This window comes from Mycolicibacterium neoaurum (genome assembly GCF_036946495.1).
GTDB lineage: Bacteria > Actinomycetota > Actinomycetes > Mycobacteriales > Mycobacteriaceae > Mycobacterium > Mycobacterium neoaurum_B.
In genome coordinates this window covers 815,066-834,765 of sequence record NZ_JAQIIX010000002.1, presented here as the reverse complement: position 1 = coordinate 834,765, position 19,700 = coordinate 815,066, and the positions used below count along the sequence as shown (strand labels likewise).

At 66.0% G+C, this 19,700-nt stretch carries 21 protein-coding genes and 1 tRNA gene; 14 read left to right on the top strand and 8 right to left on the bottom strand.

Annotation, left to right across the window (positions count from 1 at the left end):
* From PGN27_RS09415 to PGN27_RS09395, 5 genes are all read left to right on the top strand, one after another.
* Complete coding sequence (locus tag PGN27_RS09415; RefSeq protein ID WP_418888648.1) at positions 1–1,479, top strand: HAMP domain-containing sensor histidine kinase; 1,479 nt, start codon at positions 1–3, stop codon at positions 1,477–1,479.
* 190 nt (positions 1,480–1,669) lie between these two features.
* Positions 1,670–3,010, top strand: coding sequence for a S1C family serine protease (locus PGN27_RS09410; protein WP_335325890.1), 1,341 nt, complete (start codon positions 1,670–1,672; stop codon positions 3,008–3,010).
* 26 nt (positions 3,011–3,036) lie between these two features.
* Complete coding sequence (locus PGN27_RS09405; protein ID WP_335328681.1) at positions 3,037–3,600, top strand: MogA/MoaB family molybdenum cofactor biosynthesis protein; 564 nt, start codon at positions 3,037–3,039, stop codon at positions 3,598–3,600.
* A 663-nt stretch (positions 3,601–4,263) separates the two neighbouring features.
* Positions 4,264–4,914, top strand: coding sequence for a porin MspA (locus PGN27_RS09400; RefSeq protein WP_335325889.1), 651 nt, complete (start codon positions 4,264–4,266; stop codon positions 4,912–4,914).
* Between the two features lie 290 nt (positions 4,915–5,204).
* Positions 5,205–5,633, top strand: a complete 429-nt coding sequence (locus PGN27_RS09395; protein ID WP_335325888.1) for a hypothetical protein — start codon at positions 5,205–5,207, stop codon at positions 5,631–5,633.
* 143 nt (positions 5,634–5,776) lie between these two features.
* On the opposite strand, the gene mscL is transcribed toward PGN27_RS09395, so the two are convergent.
* The 4 genes from mscL to PGN27_RS09375 all read right to left on the bottom strand — a co-directional run bounded on the left by mscL (position 5,777) and on the right by PGN27_RS09375 (position 7,995).
* A complete protein-coding gene (gene mscL / locus PGN27_RS09390; RefSeq protein WP_335325887.1) occupies positions 5,777–6,199 on the bottom strand; it encodes a large-conductance mechanosensitive channel protein MscL in 423 nt (140 codons plus the stop codon).
* 74 nt (positions 6,200–6,273) lie between these two features.
* Complete coding sequence (locus tag PGN27_RS09385) at positions 6,274–6,921, bottom strand: SAF domain-containing protein (protein ID WP_335325886.1); 648 nt, start codon at positions 6,919–6,921, stop codon at positions 6,274–6,276.
* A gap of 72 nt (positions 6,922–6,993) precedes the next feature.
* Positions 6,994–7,344: an FmdB family zinc ribbon protein gene (locus PGN27_RS09380; RefSeq protein WP_335325885.1), complete on the bottom strand. Its 351-nt coding sequence runs from the start codon at positions 7,342–7,344 to the stop codon at positions 6,994–6,996.
* Positions 7,345–7,416: 72 nt separating this feature from the next.
* Positions 7,417–7,995, bottom strand: coding sequence for a 5-formyltetrahydrofolate cyclo-ligase (locus PGN27_RS09375; RefSeq protein ID WP_418888574.1), 579 nt, complete (start codon positions 7,993–7,995; stop codon positions 7,417–7,419).
* 59 nt (positions 7,996–8,054) lie between these two features.
* Here PGN27_RS09375 and PGN27_RS09370 point away from each other — a divergent pair, with 59 nt between their 5' ends.
* From PGN27_RS09370 to PGN27_RS09350, 5 genes are all read left to right on the top strand, one after another.
* Positions 8,055–8,966, top strand: a complete 912-nt coding sequence (locus PGN27_RS09370; protein WP_030133411.1) for a UTP--glucose-1-phosphate uridylyltransferase — start codon at positions 8,055–8,057, stop codon at positions 8,964–8,966.
* Positions 8,967–9,005: 39 nt separating this feature from the next.
* Positions 9,006–10,259: a molybdotransferase-like divisome protein Glp gene (gene glp, locus PGN27_RS09365; protein ID WP_335325883.1), complete on the top strand. Its 1,254-nt coding sequence runs from the start codon at positions 9,006–9,008 to the stop codon at positions 10,257–10,259.
* Between the two features lie 4 nt (positions 10,260–10,263).
* Entirely contained in the window at positions 10,264–10,917 is a 654-nt protein-coding gene (locus PGN27_RS09360; protein WP_030133413.1) for a GNAT family N-acetyltransferase, read from the top strand.
* 201 nt (positions 10,918–11,118) lie between these two features.
* The gene (gene sepX / locus PGN27_RS09355) at positions 11,119–12,159 is read left to right on the top strand and encodes a divisome protein SepX/GlpR (protein WP_335325882.1); all 1,041 of its coding nucleotides are present in this window, start codon (positions 11,119–11,121) and stop codon (positions 12,157–12,159) included.
* A 51-nt stretch (positions 12,160–12,210) separates the two neighbouring features.
* A tRNA-Ala gene (locus PGN27_RS09350) sits at positions 12,211–12,283 on the top strand.
* A 551-nt stretch (positions 12,284–12,834) separates the two neighbouring features.
* Here the strand turns inward: PGN27_RS09350 and PGN27_RS09345 are convergent.
* Complete coding sequence (locus PGN27_RS09345; RefSeq protein WP_335325881.1) at positions 12,835–13,503, bottom strand: TetR/AcrR family transcriptional regulator; 669 nt, start codon at positions 13,501–13,503, stop codon at positions 12,835–12,837.
* Positions 13,504–13,564: 61 nt separating this feature from the next.
* On the opposite strand from PGN27_RS09345, the gene PGN27_RS09340 reads away from it, so the two are divergent.
* The 3 genes from PGN27_RS09340 to PGN27_RS09330 all read left to right on the top strand — a co-directional run bounded on the left by PGN27_RS09340 (position 13,565) and on the right by PGN27_RS09330 (position 15,242).
* Positions 13,565–14,260, top strand: a complete 696-nt coding sequence (locus tag PGN27_RS09340) for a DAPG hydrolase family protein (protein ID WP_335325880.1) — start codon at positions 13,565–13,567, stop codon at positions 14,258–14,260.
* Between the two features lie 119 nt (positions 14,261–14,379).
* Positions 14,380–14,919, top strand: a complete 540-nt coding sequence (locus PGN27_RS09335; protein ID WP_335325879.1) for an alpha/beta hydrolase — start codon at positions 14,380–14,382, stop codon at positions 14,917–14,919.
* Positions 14,916–15,242: an alpha/beta fold hydrolase gene (locus PGN27_RS09330; RefSeq protein ID WP_335325878.1), complete on the top strand. Its 327-nt coding sequence runs from the start codon at positions 14,916–14,918 to the stop codon at positions 15,240–15,242. The genes PGN27_RS09335 and PGN27_RS09330 overlap by 4 nt, the downstream gene beginning before the upstream one ends.
* 22 nt (positions 15,243–15,264) lie before the next feature.
* On the opposite strand, the gene PGN27_RS09325 is transcribed toward PGN27_RS09330, so the two are convergent.
* Positions 15,265–15,834: a TetR/AcrR family transcriptional regulator gene (locus tag PGN27_RS09325; protein WP_335325877.1), complete on the bottom strand. Its 570-nt coding sequence runs from the start codon at positions 15,832–15,834 to the stop codon at positions 15,265–15,267.
* 379 nt (positions 15,835–16,213) lie between these two features.
* Here PGN27_RS09325 and PGN27_RS09320 point away from each other — a divergent pair, with 379 nt between their 5' ends.
* Entirely contained in the window at positions 16,214–16,744 is a 531-nt protein-coding gene (locus PGN27_RS09320) for a hypothetical protein (RefSeq protein ID WP_335325876.1), read from the top strand.
* 279 nt (positions 16,745–17,023) lie between these two features.
* On the opposite strand, the gene PGN27_RS09315 is transcribed toward PGN27_RS09320, so the two are convergent.
* Together PGN27_RS09315 and PGN27_RS09310 are read right to left on the bottom strand one after the other, a co-directional pair.
* The gene (locus PGN27_RS09315) at positions 17,024–17,923 is read right to left on the bottom strand and encodes an alpha/beta hydrolase fold domain-containing protein (protein ID WP_335325875.1); all 900 of its coding nucleotides are present in this window, start codon (positions 17,921–17,923) and stop codon (positions 17,024–17,026) included.
* A gap of 34 nt (positions 17,924–17,957) precedes the next feature.
* Positions 17,958–19,628, bottom strand: a complete 1,671-nt coding sequence (locus PGN27_RS09310; protein ID WP_335325874.1) for an FAD-binding dehydrogenase — start codon at positions 19,626–19,628, stop codon at positions 17,958–17,960.
* Positions 19,629–19,700 lie beyond the last annotated feature (72 nt).

The window sequence follows — 19,700 nt, the reverse complement described above, 5'->3', positions numbered from 1 at the left end:
CTGCGCCGGCCGAAGAGCCGGGATTCCGGGCAGACCACGCAGCGGCGCTACAGCCGCAATGTCAGCACCGTCTCGTTGCGTTGGCGGGTGATGCTGTTGGCGATGTCGATGGTGGCCATGGTGGTCGTGCTCATGGCTGTCGCGGTGTACGCCGTGGTGTCGCGATCGGTCTACGACGATATCGACACCCAGCTGCACAGCCGAGCCCAGCTGCTCATCGAAAGCGGTTCGCTGGCAGCCGATCCGGGCAAGGCCATCGAGGGCACCGCCTACTCAGATGTGAACGCGATGCTGGTGAGCCCCGGCCGCTATATCTACACCGCCAACCAGCAGGGGCAGACGTTGCCGCTCGGGCCGCCCGAGAAGGCCGTCGTGCAAGGTGAGCTGCTGATGTCGCTGCGCACCACCAACAACCAGCGGGTGCTCGCGGTGCACCTGGCCGACGGCAATTCGTTGCTGATCTCCAAGAGCCTGGCCGCCACGATCGCGCTGCTGAACCGGCTGGGAACGGCGCTGGCGATCATCGGCGCCTCGGGTATGGCCGTGGCCGCCATCGCCGGCGGGATGGTGGCCCGCGCCGGACTACGACCGGTGGCCCGGTTGACCAGAGCTGCCGAGCGGGTGGCGCGCACCGACGACCTACGCCCGATCCCGGTGGTCGGCACCGACGAGCTGGCCCGGCTCACCCATTCTTTCAACATGATGCTGCGGGCACTGGCCGAATCCCGGGAGCGGCAGGCGCGATTGGTCACCGACGCCGGTCACGAGTTGCGTACGCCGTTGACCTCGCTGCGCACCAATGTCGAACTGCTCATGGCGGCGATGGCCCCCGGGGCACCGCGGCTCCCCGACGGTGAGATGACCGAACTGCAGGCCGATGTGATCGCCCAAATCGAGGAATTGTCCACCCTGGTGGGCGATCTGGTCGACCTGACCCGTGACGATGCCGGCGTGACGGTCCGGGAGAAGGTTGACCTGCCCGACGTGGTGGACCGGGCGCTGGAGCGAGTCCGGCGGCGCCGCAACGATATCGAGTTCGACGTGCAATTGATCGACTGGCAGGTCGATGGTGACCCCGCGGGGCTGTCGCGCGCCGTGCTCAACGTGCTCGACAACGCCGCCAAGTGGAGCCCGCCCGACGGCCGTGTCGTGGTGCGGCTGTGGCAACGCGACGCAATGCATGCCGAACTGGCCATCACCGATTTCGGACCCGGCATCCCGCCGCACGAGCGGGACCTGGTCTTCGAGCGGTTCTATCGGTCCACCTCGGCGCGCGCGATGCCCGGGTCGGGGCTCGGGCTGGCCATCGTCAAACAGGTGGTTCTCAAGCACGGCGGCACGATCGGCGTGGAGGAGGCCGTCCCCGGTGGCGACCCGACGGGGACGACGGTCCGGATCGTGCTGCCGGGCCGGCGGGTGTTGCCCGACGGTGACGATGCCGTCGGCGCGATGGCACCGGCGGCGACACGCGGGGAGTGATCGTGGACCGCGTCGCCGCCGACACCCACAATTGACGGCGCGGGCGATCCGCGGGGGAACTCTGTGCGAATTCATAGGGGACCACCGGGTACTTCTCTAAGTGGATTCTCAGCCCAGTTCGGCACTGTGAGCGTGCGTAACGCGTTGTACGAAGTAACTGATCCGCTGAGTAGAGAGAGCGACCAGACCTATGACGAACCACCCGAGGTACACCCCGCCTCCGTCCCAAGCGGGTAGCGGCCCGAGTGGATACGAGTCCGGCTATGAGGGGCGGGCCACCGGATACCCCGGCGGCTACACGCAGCCCTACGACTGGCGTTACGCACGGCAAGCCCATCCGCAGCAGTCCCAACAGCACGGCCAGCAGCAGCACGGCCAACAGCCCCGTCCGCAGTACGACCCATACCGACCCGCGCAGGGTCCGGGCGTCGGTGGCCAAAAGCGGTCACGCACGGGCGGTCTGCTCGCGGGCGCGCTCGCGATCGCGGTGGTGTCGGCCGGTATCGGTGGTGGCGTGGCGGTGCTGGCCACTCCCGACCAGCCGACCACCAGCTTCTCCAGCAGCAGCGGAGCCACCCCGGGCCAACCCGCAGCCAGCGTCCCGGCCGGATCGGTCGAGCAGGTCGCGGCCAAGGTGGTCCCCAGCGTGGTCAAGCTGGAGACGAACCTGGGCCGGGCCTCCGAGGAGGGATCGGGCATCATCCTGTCCAGTGATGGGCTGATCCTGACCAACAACCACGTCGTGGCCACGGGTGACGCACCGGGCGGGCGCGCTGAGACCAAGGTGACCTTCGCCGACGGCCGCACCGCGCCGTTCCGCGTGGTCGGTACGGACCCGAGCAGTGATATCGCCGTGGTCCGGGCCGAGGGGGTTTCGGACCTGACGCCGATCACGCTCGGCTCGTCCTCGGACCTGCGCGTCGGCCAGGACGTCGTCGCCATCGGTTCACCTCTCGGCCTGGAGGGCACGGTCACCGTCGGTATCGTCAGCGCGCTCAACCGTCCGGTGGCCGCCGGCGGCGACAGCAAAAATCAGAACACCGTGCTCGACGCCATCCAGACCGATGCCGCGATCAACCCCGGCAACTCCGGTGGCGCGCTGGTCAACATGAACGGCGAGCTGGTCGGTGTGAACTCGGCGATCGCCACCCTCGGTAGCTCCTCCGGCGGCTCGCAGAGCGGATCGATCGGCCTGGGCTTCGCCATCCCGGTGGACCAGGCCAAGCGCATCGCCGATGAGCTGGTCCAGAACGGCACCGCCTCGCACGCCTCGCTGGGTGTTCAGGTGGGTAACGACGCCTCGGTCGACGGCGCGAAGATCGTCGAGGTCACCCAGGGCGGGGCGGCCGCCGCGGCCGGGTTGCCCAGCGGCGTGGTGGTGACCAAGGTCGACGGCCGGGTGATCAACAGTGCCGATGCGCTGGTGGCCGCCGTGCGGTCCAAGGCTCCCGGCACCAAGGTGACCTTGACCTTCGATGGTCCCGGCGGATCCCAGACCATGGACGTGACCCTAGGCAAGGCCGACAAGTGACCAACGAGATCGACCTGGCACCGGCAATGGTGACCGAGCTGGCGGCCACCTTGTCTGCGTCGCTGTCGTCGGCCGGATATACGGTGACAGGCATGGAGAAACCAGGGGACATGGTCGGCCGCGCGCTCGTCGTCGTCGTCGACGATCGGACGGCACACGGGGACGAAGAAGACCACAGCGGGCCGCTGGTCACCGAGCTACTCGCGGAGAGCGGGTTTCTGGTCGATGGCGTCGTGGTCGTCGCTGCCGACGAGGTGGAGATCCGCAACGCGCTCAACACCGCGGTGATCGGAGGTGTGGACCTGGTCATCTCGGTCGGTGGCACCGGAGTCAGCCCACGCGATGTCACCCCGGAGGCCACGGTGGATCTGCTGGACCGCGAGCTGCTGGGCATTTCGGAGGCGCTGCGGGCATCGGGTCTGTCGGCGGGCATCGTCGATGCGGGTGTCTCGCGCGGGCTGGCCGGCATCTCGGGAAGCACGCTGGTGGTCAACATCGCCGGCTCGCGGGCCGCTGTCCGCGACGGTATGGCGACGCTGTCTCCGCTTGCGGTCCAGGTGATCGGCCAGCTGTCCCGGTTGGACATCTGACCCTCCCGTGGATGGTCGCCAAAGCGCAATCATGCAGGTCGGCGCATTCTTTTCGAGTCCGGAAGGTTACGGTCAAGTGAACAGAATTCCCGGCCAAAAAGTGATCTTGGTCACAGGTGGTGCCTGGCTGTGACCGAATCGAGGCGGGCCTCGCGGGATGCAGTTAACGCTGTCTTCGGAGAAGAACTTCCGAGTACCACGAGCGATGAGCGCGACAGCGATCACCGCGAGGGCTACACCGACCGCGATCGGTGGCTCCGCGACAACGTGCCGCCGCACCACGGCTGAGCAGTGCTTTCATCCTGAACGGCTGGAATCGTCCTGATTCCAGCCGTTCTTGGTATTCACCCCCGGGTGCGGAGCAACATCGGTCGCGTTATCTTGCTTCGGCCTTCCCGCCGCCCAGCCGGTAGGCGATCGGCGGCGCCAGCAAACTTCTCGATGCCTCCGCTCGCTGTCCGCTCAATTGGACGTACGCGTTGCCGGGTGGATGCCGCACCGTTATGTTGCTCTGGTCAACGATGAGCAATCCGTAAGAACTAAATGTGAAGTTTCTAATTCCGGTCACATGAAGCTCTTGCGGGGTGTGAAGTTCCGGCTTAGGGCCGGGGTGGCACATCAACAACACGGTGGACAAAACCGTCGGCACAGCTTAGGGAGAACATGAAGACAATCAGTCGGGTGTTTCTCGCGATGATCGCGGCTATCGCGGCGATGTTCGTGAGCACTGGCACCTCGAACGCAGGCCTCGACAACGAGCTCAGCCTCGTCGATGGCAAGGATCGCACCCTCACGATCCAGCAGTGGGACACCTTCCTCAACGGTGTGTTCCCCCTCGACCGCAACCGCCTGACCCGTGAGTGGTTCCACTCCGGCAAGGCCAAGTACATGGTCGCCGGCCCGGGCGCCGAGGACTTCGAAGGTGTCCTGGAGCTGGGCTACCAGGTTGGCTTCCCGTGGTCGCTGGGCGTCGGTATCAACTTCAGCTACACCACCCCCAACGTCGCCCTGAGCGGTGACCCGGGCTTCGGTGTCATCGGCGTCGGCGCGCTGCCGCTCGTCGGTGAGATCGCGACCCCGCCGCTGCTGCCCGGTGCCTCGATCAGCGCCGACCTCGGCAACGGCCCGGGTATCCAGGAAGTCGCGACCTTCTCCACCGAGGTCGCCGGCCCCGAGGGTGCTGTCGCGGTGTCCAATGCTCACGGAACCGTCACCGGTGCCGCCGGCGGTGTGCTGCTCCGTCCGTTTGCTCGACTGGTGTCGAGCCTGGGCGACAGCGTCACCACCTACGGTGAACCGTGGAACATGAACTGACGTCGTTTCTCTCACGCTGACGATCGGCCCCCGGTGTATACCGGGGGCCGATCTTCAGTTCGGCGTCCAGCCGTTGCGGTCGTATCCGTCGCCAGGACCGCGTGGCTTGTGAAATCGTCTTGGCGACTTGATGTTTCGACGTCCTTGACGTCGCGAGCCGACGGCATTCCCGCGCTGTGAAGGGTGCTTGTTTGGCAAGCGCAACGGGGGGAATCCTGCTATTCTCCTATTGCAATTAACGGCTCGGGCCGCAGTCCGTGCGTGTCTCGGAAATGGAAGGTGTTTCACTGATGGCCGAAGCCATTGATCGCGTCAAGAAAGCCGGAATCGTCGGCATCGGTGCATTTGCCGCGTCCTGCGCACTGCTGACCTTCGGGGCCGGCACCGCGATGGCCGATGATGACACCGGACCCGCGCCGACCGAGGTCGGATCGCAGGGTGTCGTGTCCTCGCCGCAGTCGGCAGCCACCGCGGCGGCCAAGCGGTGCGAGACCAGCGCGGGCACCCTGAGCACCGCGTCGGTGTATGTGCCCGACGGCAACACCCCCAAGCAGACGGTCGACGAGAAGGGGCCCACGGAGGTCGGCTCCAACGGCTGGATCGCGATCAACGTGAACCCCTCCAGCCCGTGGAACGCCTCGTTCTTCAACGGCGCCAACACCGGCCCGCAGTGCACGCTGGTGCGTGCCCCCGGCGCCACCGGCCGCGGCCTGCAGTAGGTCCGCTCCGCTCTCGACGCACTGACAGCCCCGCCTCGCCGATTCCCGGCGAGGCGGGGCTCTCTGCATTCGCGGCTGCCGGACAGGGCGTACAAGAATGCCCGACCGGCATCCGGTCGGGCATTCTCGCGTGTTGACGTCGGTCAGATGGTGGGTTTGGGTGCGTCGGGATCCAGACGCTGTTCGGCCGTCGGGCCCGGACGCTCGGCGAGCAGATCGCGGATCTCGGTCAGCAGCACCACCTCCGCCTCCACGGTCTCTTCCTTCTGCTTCCGGAACTTGCTGAACGGCAAGACGATCACGAAGTACACGACGGCGGCGATCAGGACGAAGTTGATGGTCGCCGAGAGCAGCACGTTCAGATCGATGGTCTGATTGCCGCCGATGGGGATGCGCAGGATTCCGTAATCGGAGTCGCCGCCGGCGCCGATCCGATCGATCAGCGGCTGGATGATGCTGTCGGTGAACGCGGTGACCAATGCGGTGAACGCGGTACCGATGACGACCGCGGTCGAGAGATCGATGATGTTGCCGCGGAGCAGGAACTCCTTGAAACCCTTGAGCATGCGGGGACCCTTCCAGCAGTTCGTGGTTCAGCCAATTTCCGCACACAGTATGGCAGCGCTGGGCCGGTGGCGGATCAGTGGAACGTCACGGTGAGGTGTCCGGTCAGGGCCGCGCCCGCGACCGCGGTGGCGGCCTGCCGCGGCAACACCACCATGACGACGCGCTGCGTTCCCGGAGACGGTCCGTCCGTTTCGGCGGACACCATCGCCACCACCGCACGGGTGGCGATCAGCTCGGGCGGGGAGCCGGAATCGGGGGCAGCCAGCACGTCGAGCACGTCACCGGGGCGGATCAGCTCGACCACGGCCGCGTCGGTCAGCGGTATCGGCACCACCCTTGCGTCGGGACCAGCCGTCGCCTCGGTGAGGCGGGTGCCGAGCAGGCGGACGTCGGTGAGTACCTCACCGCGGCGTGCCGGTGCGGTCAGGTGTGCACCGACGACATCGCCGATATCGGTCTGCGCGCCGTCGGGCACGGTGGTGGTCAACCGCGACTCGACCGTCAGGTCGACGGCTTCCAGTGGAGAACCGGGGGCGAGATCGGCGGCGGCGATGACCACATCGATGCGCTCACCGGCAGGGTCGGGACGCAGGGCGATCACGGCGGCCAGCACGACGAGTACGCCGGCGGCGGCACGACGCGCAGCGACGGTCCGCGTCCAGTCGGGGCGTAGAGCTGCGCGCACGCGGGTCAGGACCGTCGGATCAAGCGATTCCCCCATCCGGTCACGCTAGGACGGCGGACCGGACGGCGGAAGATGGCGTCGGCGGGCCTGTGGATAACCCTTACGGGATCAGCTGGAGGCGGCGGCCGGGGTCGACGAGCTCGACGATGACGTGCTGGTGGATGACGAGCTCGAGGACGAGGAGCTCGAGGTCGAACTCGAGGAAGATCCGGAGTCCGAGGAGCTGCTCGAGGAGCTGTCACCGCTGCTGCTCTTGGAGCTCGAGCTCGATGACTTGGACGAGTCGCGGCTGTCGGTGCGGTAGAAGCCGCTGCCCTTGAAGACCACGCCGACCTTGCCGAACAGCTTGCGCAGCCGTCCGTTGCATTTGGGGCATGCGGTCAGGGCATCATCACTGAACGCCTGAACCACGTCGAACCGATTGTCACACTCGGTACACGCGTAGGAATAGGTAGGCACGACAACCTCCGAGACAGTCAAACTATTTGGCACTCTACCGGCTCAAGTGCCAGAACCGCTATGTGGGCCCGGTCATTCCCGCTCACCAAGCGGGGTGAGTCCGGCGCCAGGGGTCAGCGCGTGCGTCACCGGCACGTCGTGCGGTTCGGCGGGGATCGCGTCGAGCAGTTCGTCATCACGCACGACCGCGACCAGCGGGGCCGACGGATCGGCGAGGTGCAACGCCCGATCGTAGAAGCCCGCGCCGCGGCCCAGTCGGGTGCCGTCGCGGGCCACCGCCAGCGCCGGGATCAAGACCAGTTCGGCCTGCGCGATGGTCTCCGGGGCGAGCCACGGAGGTGCCGGTTCCTGGAGACCGAAGGGCGCAGACACCAGCGCGCCGCGGCGGTAGACGGCCCACTGCATCGACTGGCCGGCTCGGGCGATCGGCAGCAGGATGCGCGAGCACACCAGGTCGTCGAGTAGCGGTACCGAGTACGGATCGGCACCCGGCTCCGAGCCGACTGGAATGTAGGCGGCGATGGTCTGGACATCGGCGGCCAACCGCGCAATGTGCGTTTGCAGTGACCGTGTCTCGTGCTCGCGAACCGCGGCGGGCAGTGCGCGGCGAGCCGCCAGAATCCGCCGTCGCAAGGCCGGTTTCGTCAACATTGCCACCTTTGCGTCGACACCCTTCGCCTCAACCTCCGATGGGGATTAATGTGTCAACGATGACACAGGCAGAGGTACCGATTCCGCGGACGGCCGTCGTCCCGGCGGCTGGTCTGGGGACGCGTTTTCTTCCCGCCACGAAGACCGTCCCCAAGGAACTGTTGCCGGTGGTGGACACCCCGGGTATCGAGCTGGTGGCCGCCGAGGCCGCCGAGGCCGGCGGTGAGCGGCTGATCATCGTGACCTCCGAGGGCAAAGACGGTGTCGTCGCGCACTTCGTCGAGGACCTCATCCTGGAGGGCACGCTGGAGGCCCGCGGCAAGCATGTGATGTTGGAGAAGGTGCGCCGCGCACCGGCACTGATCAAGGTCGAAGCCGTCGTGCAGGCCGAGCCGCTGGGCCTCGGCCACGCCGTCGGTTGTGTCGAGGAGAAGCTGCTTCCCGACGAGGACGCCATCGCGGTCCTGCTGCCCGATGATCTGGTGCTGCCGACCGGGGTGCTGGAAACCATGTCGAAAGTCCGTGCCAAGCGCGGCGGTTCGGTGCTGTGCGCCATCGAGGTGCCCCAGGACGAGATCAGCGCCTACGGCGTCTTCGACGTCGAGGTGGTACCCGATGCGGCCAATCCGAATGTGCTCAAGGTCAACGGCATGGTCGAGAAGCCCAAGGCCGAGGATGCGCCGTCGCCCTATGCCGCGGCCGGCCGCTACGTGCTGGACCGCGCGATCTTCGATGCGCTGCGGCGCGTCGACCGCGGCGTCGGCGGGGAGATCCAGCTCACCGATGCCATCCAGTTGTTGATCGACGAGGGGCATCCGGTGCATGTGGTGGTGCACCGCGGCTCCCGACACGACTTGGGAAATCCCGGCGGGTACCTCAAGGCTGCGGTTGACTTTGCGCTAGAACGCGACGACTACGGACCGGAGCTGCGGCGCTGGTTGGTCGAGCGATTGGGCCTGGCCGAGAACTGACGACGCACGGCGGGTCTTCGAAGAGGAGAAAGGCATGCAGTGCGTTCGGTTGAGGAGCAGCAGGCTCGAGTAGCGGCCGCTGCGGTGGCTCCGCGGCCGGTGCGCGTCGCCATCGCCGAATCCCAGGGGCTGATGTGTGCCGAGGAGGTCGTCACCGAACGACCCCTACCGGGATTCGACCAGGCCGCCATCGACGGCTACGCCGTGCGCAGTGTCGATGTGCTGTCGGTCGGCGGGACCGATGACGACGGGTTGAACCGGGAGGTCAGCCTTCCGGTCGTCGGTGAGATCGAGGCGGGTGCGCGAACCCCGAGCCGCCTTCAGCCACGGCAGGCCGCCCGGGTGCAGACCGGCGCGCCGATGCCGACGCTGGCCGACGCGGTGTTGCCGCTGCGCTGGACCGACGGCGGGCAGTCCCGGGTGCGCGTGCTGCGCGGTGTCCGCTCCGGGGCGTATGTGCGGCGCACCGGTGATGATGTGCAGCCCGGTGACGTCGCGGTGCGGGCGGGCACCATCATCGGTCCGGCGCAGGTGGGTCTGCTGGCAGCTGTCGGACGCGACAAGGTGATGGTTCATCCGCGGCCCCGGATGACGGTGCTGTCGGTCGGCGGCGAACTGGTCGACGTATCGCGCACGCCGGGCAACGGCCAGGTCTACGACGTGAACTCCTACGCATTGGCCGCGGCCGGCCGCGATGCCGGTGCCGAGGTGAACCGGGTGGGCATCGTCGACACCGATCCGGCGGCTCTGCGCGAGGTGGTCGAGGGACAGATCAGCCGATCCGAGGTCGTCGTGATCGCCGGGGCGGTCGGGGGAGCGGCGGCCGAGTCGGTGCGGGCGGTGCTCGCCGAACTGGGCGAGATGGAGGTGGCGCGCATCGCGATGCACCCCGGTTCGGTCCAGGGTTTCGGGCAGTTGGGGCGCGACGGGGTGCCGGTGTTCCTGCTGCCGGCCAATCCGGTGAGCGCGCTGGTGGTCTTCGAGGTGATGGTGCGCCCACTGATCCGGATGTCGCTGGGTAAGCGGCAACCGCTGCGTCGGGTCATCCAGGCGCGGACGTTGGCGCCGATCACCTCGGTCGCCGGCCGCAAGGGCTATCTGCGCGGCCAGTTGATGCGCGATCAGGACACCGGGGAGTACCTGGTGCAGGCGCTCGGCGGCGCGCCCGGCGCGTCCTCGCATCTGCTGGCCACCCTCGCCGAAGCGAATTGTCTGGTGATCGTGCCCAGCGAGGCCGAGCAGATCCGTACCGGCGAGGTCGTCGACGTCGCCTTCCTGGCACAACGCGGTTAAACGCGTGACTCGCTGGCGCACCAGCCCCGCACACCCCGGCTGGCCGGTTCCGGTGGGGCCGCTGCGCGTGCCCGGCGGGGTGGTGACCCTGCGCCCGGTGCGGTTGCGTGACGGCGCCCAGTGGAGCCGATTGCGGTTGGCCGAGCGTGCCCACCTCGAACCGTGGGAACCCAGCTCGGAGGTGAGTTGGGAAGCGCGCCATGCCCTTTCGTCGTGGCCGGCGGTGTGCTCGGGTCTGCGGGGTGAGGCCCGGCGGGGGCGGATGTTGCCGTTCGTCATCGAGTTGGACGGTCAGTTCGCCGGCCAGCTCACGATAGGAAACGTCACGCACGGGGCGTTGCGCTCGGCGTGGATCGGTTACTGGGTGACCAAACAGTCCAATGGTGCGGGGGTGGCGACCGCGGCGTTGGCGCTCGGTCTGGATCATGCGTTCGGGCCGGTCATGTTGCACAGGGTGGAGGCCACCGTGCGGCCGGAGAACGCGGCGAGTCGGGCGGTGCTGGCGAAGGCGGGATTCCGCGAGGAGGGGCTGCTCAAGCGCTACCTCGACGTCGACGGCGGGTGGCGCGACCATCTGCTGGTGGCGTTGACCATCGAGGAGGTCCAGGGTTCGGTCGCCGCGACCCTGGTGCGCGCCGGCCGGGCCAGCTGGACCTGACTGGTGAAATGCGCGTATCCGGGTGCTGGGGCTCCCGGCGCTCCGAAAATTCGCGACTCAGAGACGACAATTGTTACTGATGTGACTTAAGTGACTAATGGTGCTTGTATCTGTTGAATTACAGGTGTGTAATTGACATCGGCGCGCCGCACATGGATGCGCAGGTCACCGACCTAGCCTGATGGGAAAGGAGCAGGCGACATGCCAAGCATCCCCCAATCTCTGTTGTGGATCTCCCTCGTCGTTCTCTGGCTTTTCGTGCTGGTGCCGATGTTGGTGAGCAAACGCGACAATGTCCGGCGCACCAGTGACGTCGCTCTGGCGACTCGGGTGCTCAACTCGGGTCGCAATGCGCGCCTGCGCCGGCCGCGAGCCAGCGCCGGGCACCACAGCGACCCGGACTGGAAACCCGCCGCCGACGACGAATTCGACGCCGACTTGGAGGCCGAACTCGACGAGCAGACCGGACAGCGCAAGCGCGCCGTCGTGCTCGCCGCGGCCGCCGAGGAGCCCGCCGAATCGCCGTATCTGGATGTCGACATCGTCGACGAGGACTCCGGTGCACTGCCGATGGGCTCCCTGCGTGTCGAAGATCCCGAGGCGCCGGTGACCGAGGAACTGACCCTCGACTTCGGCGGTGCCGAGGCGAAGGCGGAACCGACCGCCGAGCAGGCCACCGAGGACGCTGCCGAGAAGCCGGCGTCCGAGGATCCGGTCACCGATGACTACGAGTATGTCGAGGACACTGCGGGGCTTGAGGTCGAGGACGACGAGGTCGCCGGAGACCCGGAGCTCGCCGAATCGATGGCCAGCGCTCGCCGCAACCGCTACGAGTCCAAGACGGCGCAGGCTGTCAGTGCCCGCAAGTACACCTTCCGCAAGCGGATGCTGCTGGGCATGTCGGTGACGTTGATGATCTCGACGCTGCTGGCCTTGATCGTCTCGCCCAGCCTGTGGTGGCTGGCGGGCATGGCCGGTGCGGTCACCGTGCTCTACCTGGCGTACCTGCGACGTCAGACGCGCATCGAGGAGCAGCTGCGCCGCCGCCGCGCCCAGCGGATGATGCGGTCGCGGCTGGGTGTGGAGAACACCGAGGACGGCGAGTTCGACGTGGTGCCCGCACGGCTGCGCCGCCCCGGGGCGGCCGTCCTGGACATCGACGACGAGGACCCGATCTTCGAGCACCTGGACTACGCATCGTTCGCGCGGCATTACGATCTGCCGCGCGCGGCCGGTCAGTAGCAGCCGGTTTCGGTTGCCGAGGGTCTTCCTGGTAGCCTCCTAACCGGTCAAGGGGCTATAGCGCAGTTGGTAGCGCGTCTCGTTCGCATCGAGAAGGTCAGGGGTTCGATTCCCCTTAGCTCCACTTCCGGACATCTGAACTCTGAGGATCGAACCCTGGCTAGGTATCTGGCGCCAGGCTCTCGATCCTGGTCCCACTGTCAATCGCCGTTATCCCATGAATGGACGGCATGTCCCAACTCGGACGATCACGGTCGCCATCAGCTGAACCTGCTGAGATTGCTGCTGCTGTGACCTCTCGTACTCCGTGAACAAAACCTTTCGGAAGTGACCTCCGAATGACCATCGTTCACCAAGCTTGAGAAAACAACTGGCTTCTCAAACGTGTTTGTCATGTCGTTTTCAACCACGTTGCGACAACTGCCACCAGTACTTGCCGCCGACCGAATGTATGAACTAATTCTCACGGCGGGTTACCCCCGAATTGGAAGCAACCCCGGCGATTCAGACCCATCGCTGCCCACGTGGGTGGATACGTCGGTGCTCGATGCTGAACAGGCCGATACCGATTTCGCGCAGTGGTTCAAGCCGCGCAACCGGCGTGCACGCCGGGCTTCCCGAGGGGTGGAACTTTGACTGGGTGTGTTCGTCGGTACGTGCGGTGAGCTTTGAAAGTCATTTCGGAGATGACCGTGCTGGCCTGTATAGCGTGACAGGAAGCGTTGACGCGGCCGCCGATCCCGGGGTGCTTAGCAGCTCGGCCAAGGCCTGGGTGAGGTGCTCGGTGGGTATGGCGGTTCGGTTGTGCAGCAGCCGGTCTGCGATCAACCCATCGACGAGGGCGATAAGCAGTCCGGCAACCGCACCGGGTGTGTCAGCGTCCTGCACGGCGTCTGCGCCGTGCCAGGTTTCAAGCATGGTGTGCGCCAGGCCGATGAAGGCGAGTCGTTGGGTTGCCAGCGCCTCGGCGACGGCGGGGTTGCGTGTTGCTTCCAGTTGCAGCTCGATGCGGGCCAGTTGTCGGGGCGCTGCCTGCGGTGTGGTCCAGTCGTCGACGATCGCGGCGACCAGCTGGGCCGGTGTCGCATTGCCGTCAGCTGCTCTCAGCTTCGAGTAGAGAGCATCCAGCGCCTCACGGTCCAGTTCGGCCAGGCGCTGTGTGGCGGCGATGAACAGGCTGGCCCGGGTGCGCAGATAGGCGCTCGTCGAGCCTTCCGGCAACCCCAGTTCTTTGTCGATGGCCCGATGCGTCAGGCCCCGTGAACCGCTGGTGGCCAGCACTGTGATCGCGGCATCGGCGATCGCGCTACGGCGGCCGCCTGAAGCGCCGCTTGTTCGGTTCACACAACTACTCTACATTTGTAGAAAAATTCTACATCTGTAGAGCGCGAGTGAAGGGCGGCCTATGGGCGAGGGGATACTGGCGGACTTGCGTGAGCGACGCCTTCGGGCCCGGGCAGCGCTCGAAAGAGCAGGGACGTTGGCGTTCAAGCCGGTGTCATCGGCGCAATGGGTTAATGTGCAGACCCTTCGATCCGGTGCAATTCGGGTGCAGATCGAGCACGACACATTGCGGGGGGTGACCCCGCAGATGATGCGTTGGTGGTTCGAGAACCTGGCCGGCTCGACGACGTGGAATGGCGTCGATTTCACCGGCCCGCAGGTCAGTCATTACCACCTGTGGCATCACCGCGATCACATCGCTGTCACGCCTCGCTCGTCGACGTCCGCGCCGGGCGCTGAAATCACCGTCGGCACCACGTTCACCATCGACGAGATCTTCAACGACTTCCACGACCGCATCCACGCCACCGTGACCACGACTCGCCTCGACGAGGAAGAGTTCACCTTCGACATCATCAAAGCCGGTGTGCGGGTTGGTCGAATCGTGCACCTCTACGGCCCGGTCCCTGGCGGACTGCGGTTCTACGCCGAGACCACGATCGGCTTCGACTCCGGGCCGGCGCGGATCGCCAATGTCGGACGCCCACTGTTCTACTCGGCGCGCACCGCCGAAAACTGGATACAGCACAACATCGAAGAAACGGGACGCTCCGAAGATATCCTCCCGCAGCTCTACAGCCACGCGACCAACGGCTGACGCCGAGGCTGTCGGCATTTTTGAGCCGGATCGCGTCGCCGGCCGCAGCCGATCGTGAGATCCCCGACGCAGGTCATGGCTTCTCTTGGGGCACTGCCAGATACGACGAAGGTGGCGTTATGAAGATCGAGCAGGACACGCTCGTGGTGGACGGAGTCGCCTGCGCAGCGACATGGACGATTCCTGACCAGGATTCGAACCGACTGCTGCCGACGGTGTTCAGCGCCTCAGGTTTTGCCGGCGTCAAAGAGATGATCATGCCGGATTACCACCGGGATCTGGCCGAGCGGGGCATCATGTCGCTGACGTTCGACTATGCCGGATTCGGCGAAAGTGCTGGGCACCCTCGTCAGCAGGTTGATCCGCCCCAACAGTTCCGCGCGTTCCGCGCCGCGCTCGACGTGCTGGCGGCCAACCCGCGGGTCGATGGCAGCCGAATCGGGGTCTGGGGAACGAGTCTGTCTGGTGGCCACGCACTGAAGATCGCTGCAACCGATTCGCGCATCGCGGCTGTCGCCGCGGTGATCCCCTTCATCTACCTGACGCCCACGGCGAACATCCAACTCGCGCCGGTGTTGATTAAGGACACGGTGTTGCGATTGTTCGGTCGCGAAGGAAAATTCCAGCGGCCGGCCGGCCGGGGGAGATCGCGGCGATGAACTCCGACGGGGCCTACGAGTGGGCCGCGGACATGGCCGCTGGCGCGGAGACCTATCGCAATGAGGTCACGGTGGCGTCGTTGCCGAAGATGCTGCGATGGTCGACACGCTCTACGGTCGGAAACCTGGCGGTTCCCGCGCTGGTCATCTTGGCCGAGACTGATTCGATCACCCCGCCCGGCCGGGTGCGCAAGGCGTTGGCAGCGGCTCGCCAGGTTGAATACCGCTCCTATCCCGAGTCGCATTTCGAGTTGTTCACCGAGCATGGAGATGCCGTTCGGCGCGACGTCGTGCACTGGCTGGCCACTCAACTGAACAGCTGATGTTCCCCACTCGGATAAGCAATCACGCACGCTCCGGGATGCTCCCGGCCTTCAGCGCTCCCAGCACCATGGCGACGGACGAATCGACCAGATTCTGGTCCAAGGGCCGATTGTCCAGAAGCGCTCGCATGTATGCCGGCGCGACCAGCGCCTCGATGACCAGGTAGGCGTCGGTATTGCTTGCGATTTCGCCCCGCTTGGCCGCACGATCGACGATGAGGCTGGCTTCGGCGAACCGTGTCTCGAAGAAGGCTGATTTGCCGGCCAGCACCGAACCGTCGCCATCATCTCCGGGGTCGATCGCTGCCGAGCTGCGGACTACTCGAAGCACCTCAGGCCGGCTCAGTAGAGCAACGATCTGATGCAACAGGGCCCGAAGATCGCCACCGAGCGTTCCAGTGTCCGGCAACGGATTGTCCACTTGGGCGAGCTTGAGTAGTGCAGCCGCAGTCAGATGGTTGATGGTGGGCCATCTGCGATACACCGTCGTCTCGGCTACGCCCGCCGCCTGGGCCACCCCCCGAAATGTCAGCCGTTGATATCCGACTTCCAATAGTTGATCCAACGCGGCTTGCGCGACGGCATCCTGCACCCGGGCCGATCGGCCGCCGAGGCGTCGCCGCGTGGTTTTGGATTCGTCCACCCCTGCATCCTCCCCTCGCAACTCCGCCAGATCCTCGACGCCGCCGGGCCGCGACCGTTGACGGAAGCGAAGTAGTAGCTTAGCGTCGGTTAACGCTAGACAGTATTGCGTTAGGAGGGTGATGTCGATTACGGAGTTGGCGATAGTCGCGGCCGTTGGTGGCAAGTCCTACCCCCGCGCTGATGTATTGGCGTGGGAGAACAATCGGATCGACGCCGCCGCTCGCAAGATCGGTGTGGCTGCACCGGCAGCCGGCGCCGTCGCTGTCCGTCGCGAAGAATTTCTCGGCATCAAACGCGCACTTGGGAGCGAGGAACTCCTTCGTCGATTGGCCGGCAATGCCAGGATTGCCGACCGGATGGCACGGGCGCAGGCCCGCCTCAGCGACCGCCGGCGCATCTGTGTGACTGAGCTTTTCGTCCCAGACGGCTCGGCGAAGATGTTCACCGATTGGTTCAACGACATCACCATCTCCTCGAATCAGTACGAGATGGAACGCGCGTGCCCGGACCATTTCGTACTTCGTTTCCTCGACGGAAAGCAACAGGTTTTGGAGACCAACGGCGGCAGCCCGTTCGCCGCCTCTTTCACCATCGACTACGACGACGTCTCCTCGATCACCACACCAATCGATCCTCAGTTCCCGTACCGACTCGACGGTGTTGCGATCGGGAGCAGTGGGGCACCGATCGGCAGTGTCCGACACCAGTTTCGCGACCTTGCATGCGGCCTGCATGCACGTCTGGTGGTCGAGTTCCCTTTGCCCATGATCTGGACCGTCATTCGCGGCCATCGTTGGCACCTGGCGTGTGAGTTCTCCAATTGGCTCGAGGCTGCGGTCGCGGCAGACAGGGCGTGATGGACGTGACCATCGACATCGACGCGCTCATCGCCGGCCGGCGCATACCTCGTGCCGAATTGCGTGCGTGGGAAGATCGCCGCATCACGACCTCAGCAAAAGTACTCGGCGTTGCAATCCCCCCCCCAAGATGTGGATGAGGCGGTTCTTCGAGAGGAACTAGTCGTAGCGAAGTCGAACATCGGAGCCGATGGGCTGTTGCGGCGGTTCGCCGCGCAGCTGCGCATCGCCGACCTGAGGCGCTCAGGTCATATGCCCTGGCAACGAACAGCTCCAGCTTCACGAATTGAATTGTGCGCTCAGACGATTGAGCAGTACTGCGCGGGCTCGGCGCCCCTCCGGCACGGGCAGCAAGGGGTAGACGTGAATGGCCCCCGATTGTTGGGTGTAGGACACCCGCCCAGTGGGGGCACCGTCGCGCAGCCGTAGACAGTCGGGTTGGAGGATGTCGCGGGTGCCGATGTAGAGGTCGACTGGGGGCAGCGTGGCGAGGTCACCGTAGATGGGGCTGACTCGCGGGTCGCGGAGGTCGAGAGCGCCCGCCCAGACTTTGGCGATGACGTGGAGGGCTTCGACGGTTAACCAGGGGTCGAGGTGGGCGACGGTGGGGATTGCCGGGTTGCTTGCCGTCGCGTCGAGCCAGGGACTGATCAGGGTCAGACCCACTGGCGGGGCGCCGCCGGCGGCGAGCCATTGCTGGGTCACTGCCAACGCCAGTCCTCCGCCGGCGGAATCACCGGCTAGATAGACCGGGCCCGGGGAAGCCACATCATTGAGTACCTGGCGCAGGAACGTGTGGGCGTCCACGGCGTTGTGGTTCGGCGCCAGTCCGTAGATCGGTACGTGGACCGGTCGGCCCGTGGTGGTGGCGATGTCGGCTACCAAACTCCAGTGCTCGACGGTGATCTCGCTGACGTACCCGCCGCCGTGCAGGTAGACGGTACTTCCGAGGCCGTCGGGCACGTCAGGCTTCCCGGGTGGGTGCACGGTGTAACAGGTGTAGTCGCCGTAACGGGTTTCGCTGATCCGGAAGCTGCGCAACTTCCTTAGCCGATCAGGTGGCGCGGCGCTGTGTTTGGGGCGGCGCAGGAAGGCCGCGGTGCTGGCGGCTGAGCGGTAGCTGCGGGGGCGGCGCCACAGCCGGGCGTAGGCCGCGATGGCGTGCATCTGCCAGGACAACGTCGGACCTCCTCTCACTATCGGTGTGGGCGTTTTACAGGATGTCGGCCAGGGTGCGGCCGGCGGTGCGCCCGGAGAAGATGCACCCGCCCAGGAAGGTGCCCTCCAGTGCGTTGTAGCCGTGCACGCCACCGCCACCGAAGCCGGCGACCTCACCGGCGGCGTACAGCCCGGGAATGGGTTGTCCGTCGTGGCCGAGCGCGCGGGAGGCGAGGTCGGTTTGAACGCCGCCCAACGTCTTTCGCGTCAACACGTGCAACTTCACCCCGATCAACGGGCCCGCGGCGGGATCGAGGATGCGGTGCGGGGCGGCGGTGCGACCGAGTCGGTCGCCCAGGGACTTGCGCGAGTTGCGGATACCCTGGATTTGGGCGTCCTTGCTGAACGGGTTGGCCATCTGCAGGTCCCGGGCTTCGATCTGGCGGCGGATGTCAGCTGGGTCGAGCAGCGGCTGCTCGGTCAGGGCGTTCATCCGGCCGACGAGCTCTTCGAGGTTGTGGGCGACGACGAAGTCGACGCCGTGTTCCTTGAACGCCTCGACCGGACCCGGCGCACCCTTGTTCAGCAGGCGTTCCTTGAGGAATTCCTTCTTATCCTTGTTGGTTATGTCGGGATTCTGTTCCGAGCCCGACAGCGCGAACTCCTTGCCGATCATCTTCTGGGTGAGGATGAACCACGAATGGTCGTACTGGGCGATATCAGGGGTGGTGCGCAGGTAGCGCAACGTCCCCAGGGTGTCGTAGCCGGGCAGGAACGGCTGGGGCAGACGGCGGCCCAGGGCGTCGAACCACATCGACGATGGTCCGGGCAGGATGCGGATGGCATGTTGGGGCCAGATCGGGTTCCAGTTGATGATGCCCTCGGTGTAATGCCACATGCGGTCCCGATTGACCAGGCGCACACCCGAATCGGCGGCGATGTCTAGCATGCGCCCGTCGACGTGCGCAGGAACTCCGGTAATCATCGTCTTCGGCGGTGTGCCCATCCGTTCGGGCCAGTACTTGCGCACGATGTCGTGGTTGGCGCCGATACCACCGGTGGTGATGACCACCGCCTGGGCGGAGAGTTCGAACTCGCCGGTCTCGTCGCGGTTGGACGGTGCACCGCGCACCGCGCTGTCGGGTGCCAGCACCGCCCCGCGCACCCCGACGACGGCGCCGTCGCTGTAGATCAGTTCGTCGACGCGGTGGCGGTGATGGAAACTCACCAGCCCGCGGGCCGCTGCCGCCAGTGCCGAGTTGGCGAAGGGTTCCACGACACCGGTTCCGGTGCCCCAGGCGACGTGAAAGCGGGGGACGGAGTTGCCGTGCCCGTTTGCGGTGAGGTCGCCGCGTTCGGCCCATCCGACCGTCGGCAGGAAGGTGACGCCGTCCTCATGCAGGTAGGAGCGCTTCTCTCCGGCGGCGAATTCGACGTAAGCCCTGGCCCAACGGGCGGCCCATATATCTTCATCGTCGAGCCGGTCGAACGCGGCGCTGCCCTGCCAGTCGTTCCAAGCCAATTCGAAGGAGTCCTTCACGCCCATCCTGCGCTGCTCGGGGCTGTCGACCAGGAAGATGCCGCCGAACGACCAGAAGGCCTGGCCGCCCAGGTTGGCGGCGTTCTCCTGGTCCACCAGGGCCACCCTCTTGCCTCGTCGGGTCAGTTCGTGTGTCGCGACCAACCCGGCCAGTCCGGCGCCTACCACGATCACATCGGCGTCCATATCGCCTCCTCAAATCTGAAACGTTCGTGTATCGAATACGATACTGAATCAGATGCGCTGTGCAATAGAGTT

Bases quoted from the DNA above. Each gene is read 5' to 3' on its own strand.
- PGN27_RS09410 (WP_335325890.1), top strand. From the start codon at position 1,670: ATGACGAACCACCCGAGGTACACCCCGCCTCCGTCCCAAGCGGGTAGC.
- PGN27_RS09405 (WP_335328681.1), top strand. From the start codon at position 3,037: ATGGTGACCGAGCTGGCGGCCACCTTGTCTGCGTCGCTGTCGTCGGCC.
- PGN27_RS09400 (WP_335325889.1), top strand. From the start codon at position 4,264: ATGAAGACAATCAGTCGGGTGTTTCTCGCGATGATCGCGGCTATCGCG.
- PGN27_RS09395 (WP_335325888.1), top strand. From the start codon at position 5,205: ATGGCCGAAGCCATTGATCGCGTCAAGAAAGCCGGAATCGTCGGCATC.
- mscL (WP_335325887.1), bottom strand. From the start codon at position 6,199: ATGCTCAAGGGTTTCAAGGAGTTCCTGCTCCGCGGCAACATCATCGAT.
- PGN27_RS09385 (WP_335325886.1), bottom strand. From the start codon at position 6,921: ATGGGGGAATCGCTTGATCCGACGGTCCTGACCCGCGTGCGCGCAGCT.
- PGN27_RS09375 (WP_418888574.1), bottom strand. From the start codon at position 7,995: ATGTTGACGAAACCGGCCTTGCGACGGCGGATTCTGGCGGCTCGCCGC.
- PGN27_RS09370 (WP_030133411.1), top strand. From the start codon at position 8,055: ATGACACAGGCAGAGGTACCGATTCCGCGGACGGCCGTCGTCCCGGCG.
- sepX (WP_335325882.1), top strand. From the start codon at position 11,119: ATGCCAAGCATCCCCCAATCTCTGTTGTGGATCTCCCTCGTCGTTCTC.
- PGN27_RS09340 (WP_335325880.1), top strand. From the start codon at position 13,565: ATGGGCGAGGGGATACTGGCGGACTTGCGTGAGCGACGCCTTCGGGCC.
- PGN27_RS09335 (WP_335325879.1), top strand. From the start codon at position 14,380: ATGAAGATCGAGCAGGACACGCTCGTGGTGGACGGAGTCGCCTGCGCA.
- PGN27_RS09330 (WP_335325878.1), top strand. From the start codon at position 14,916: ATGAACTCCGACGGGGCCTACGAGTGGGCCGCGGACATGGCCGCTGGC.
- PGN27_RS09310 (WP_335325874.1), bottom strand. From the start codon at position 19,628: ATGGACGCCGATGTGATCGTGGTAGGCGCCGGACTGGCCGGGTTGGTC.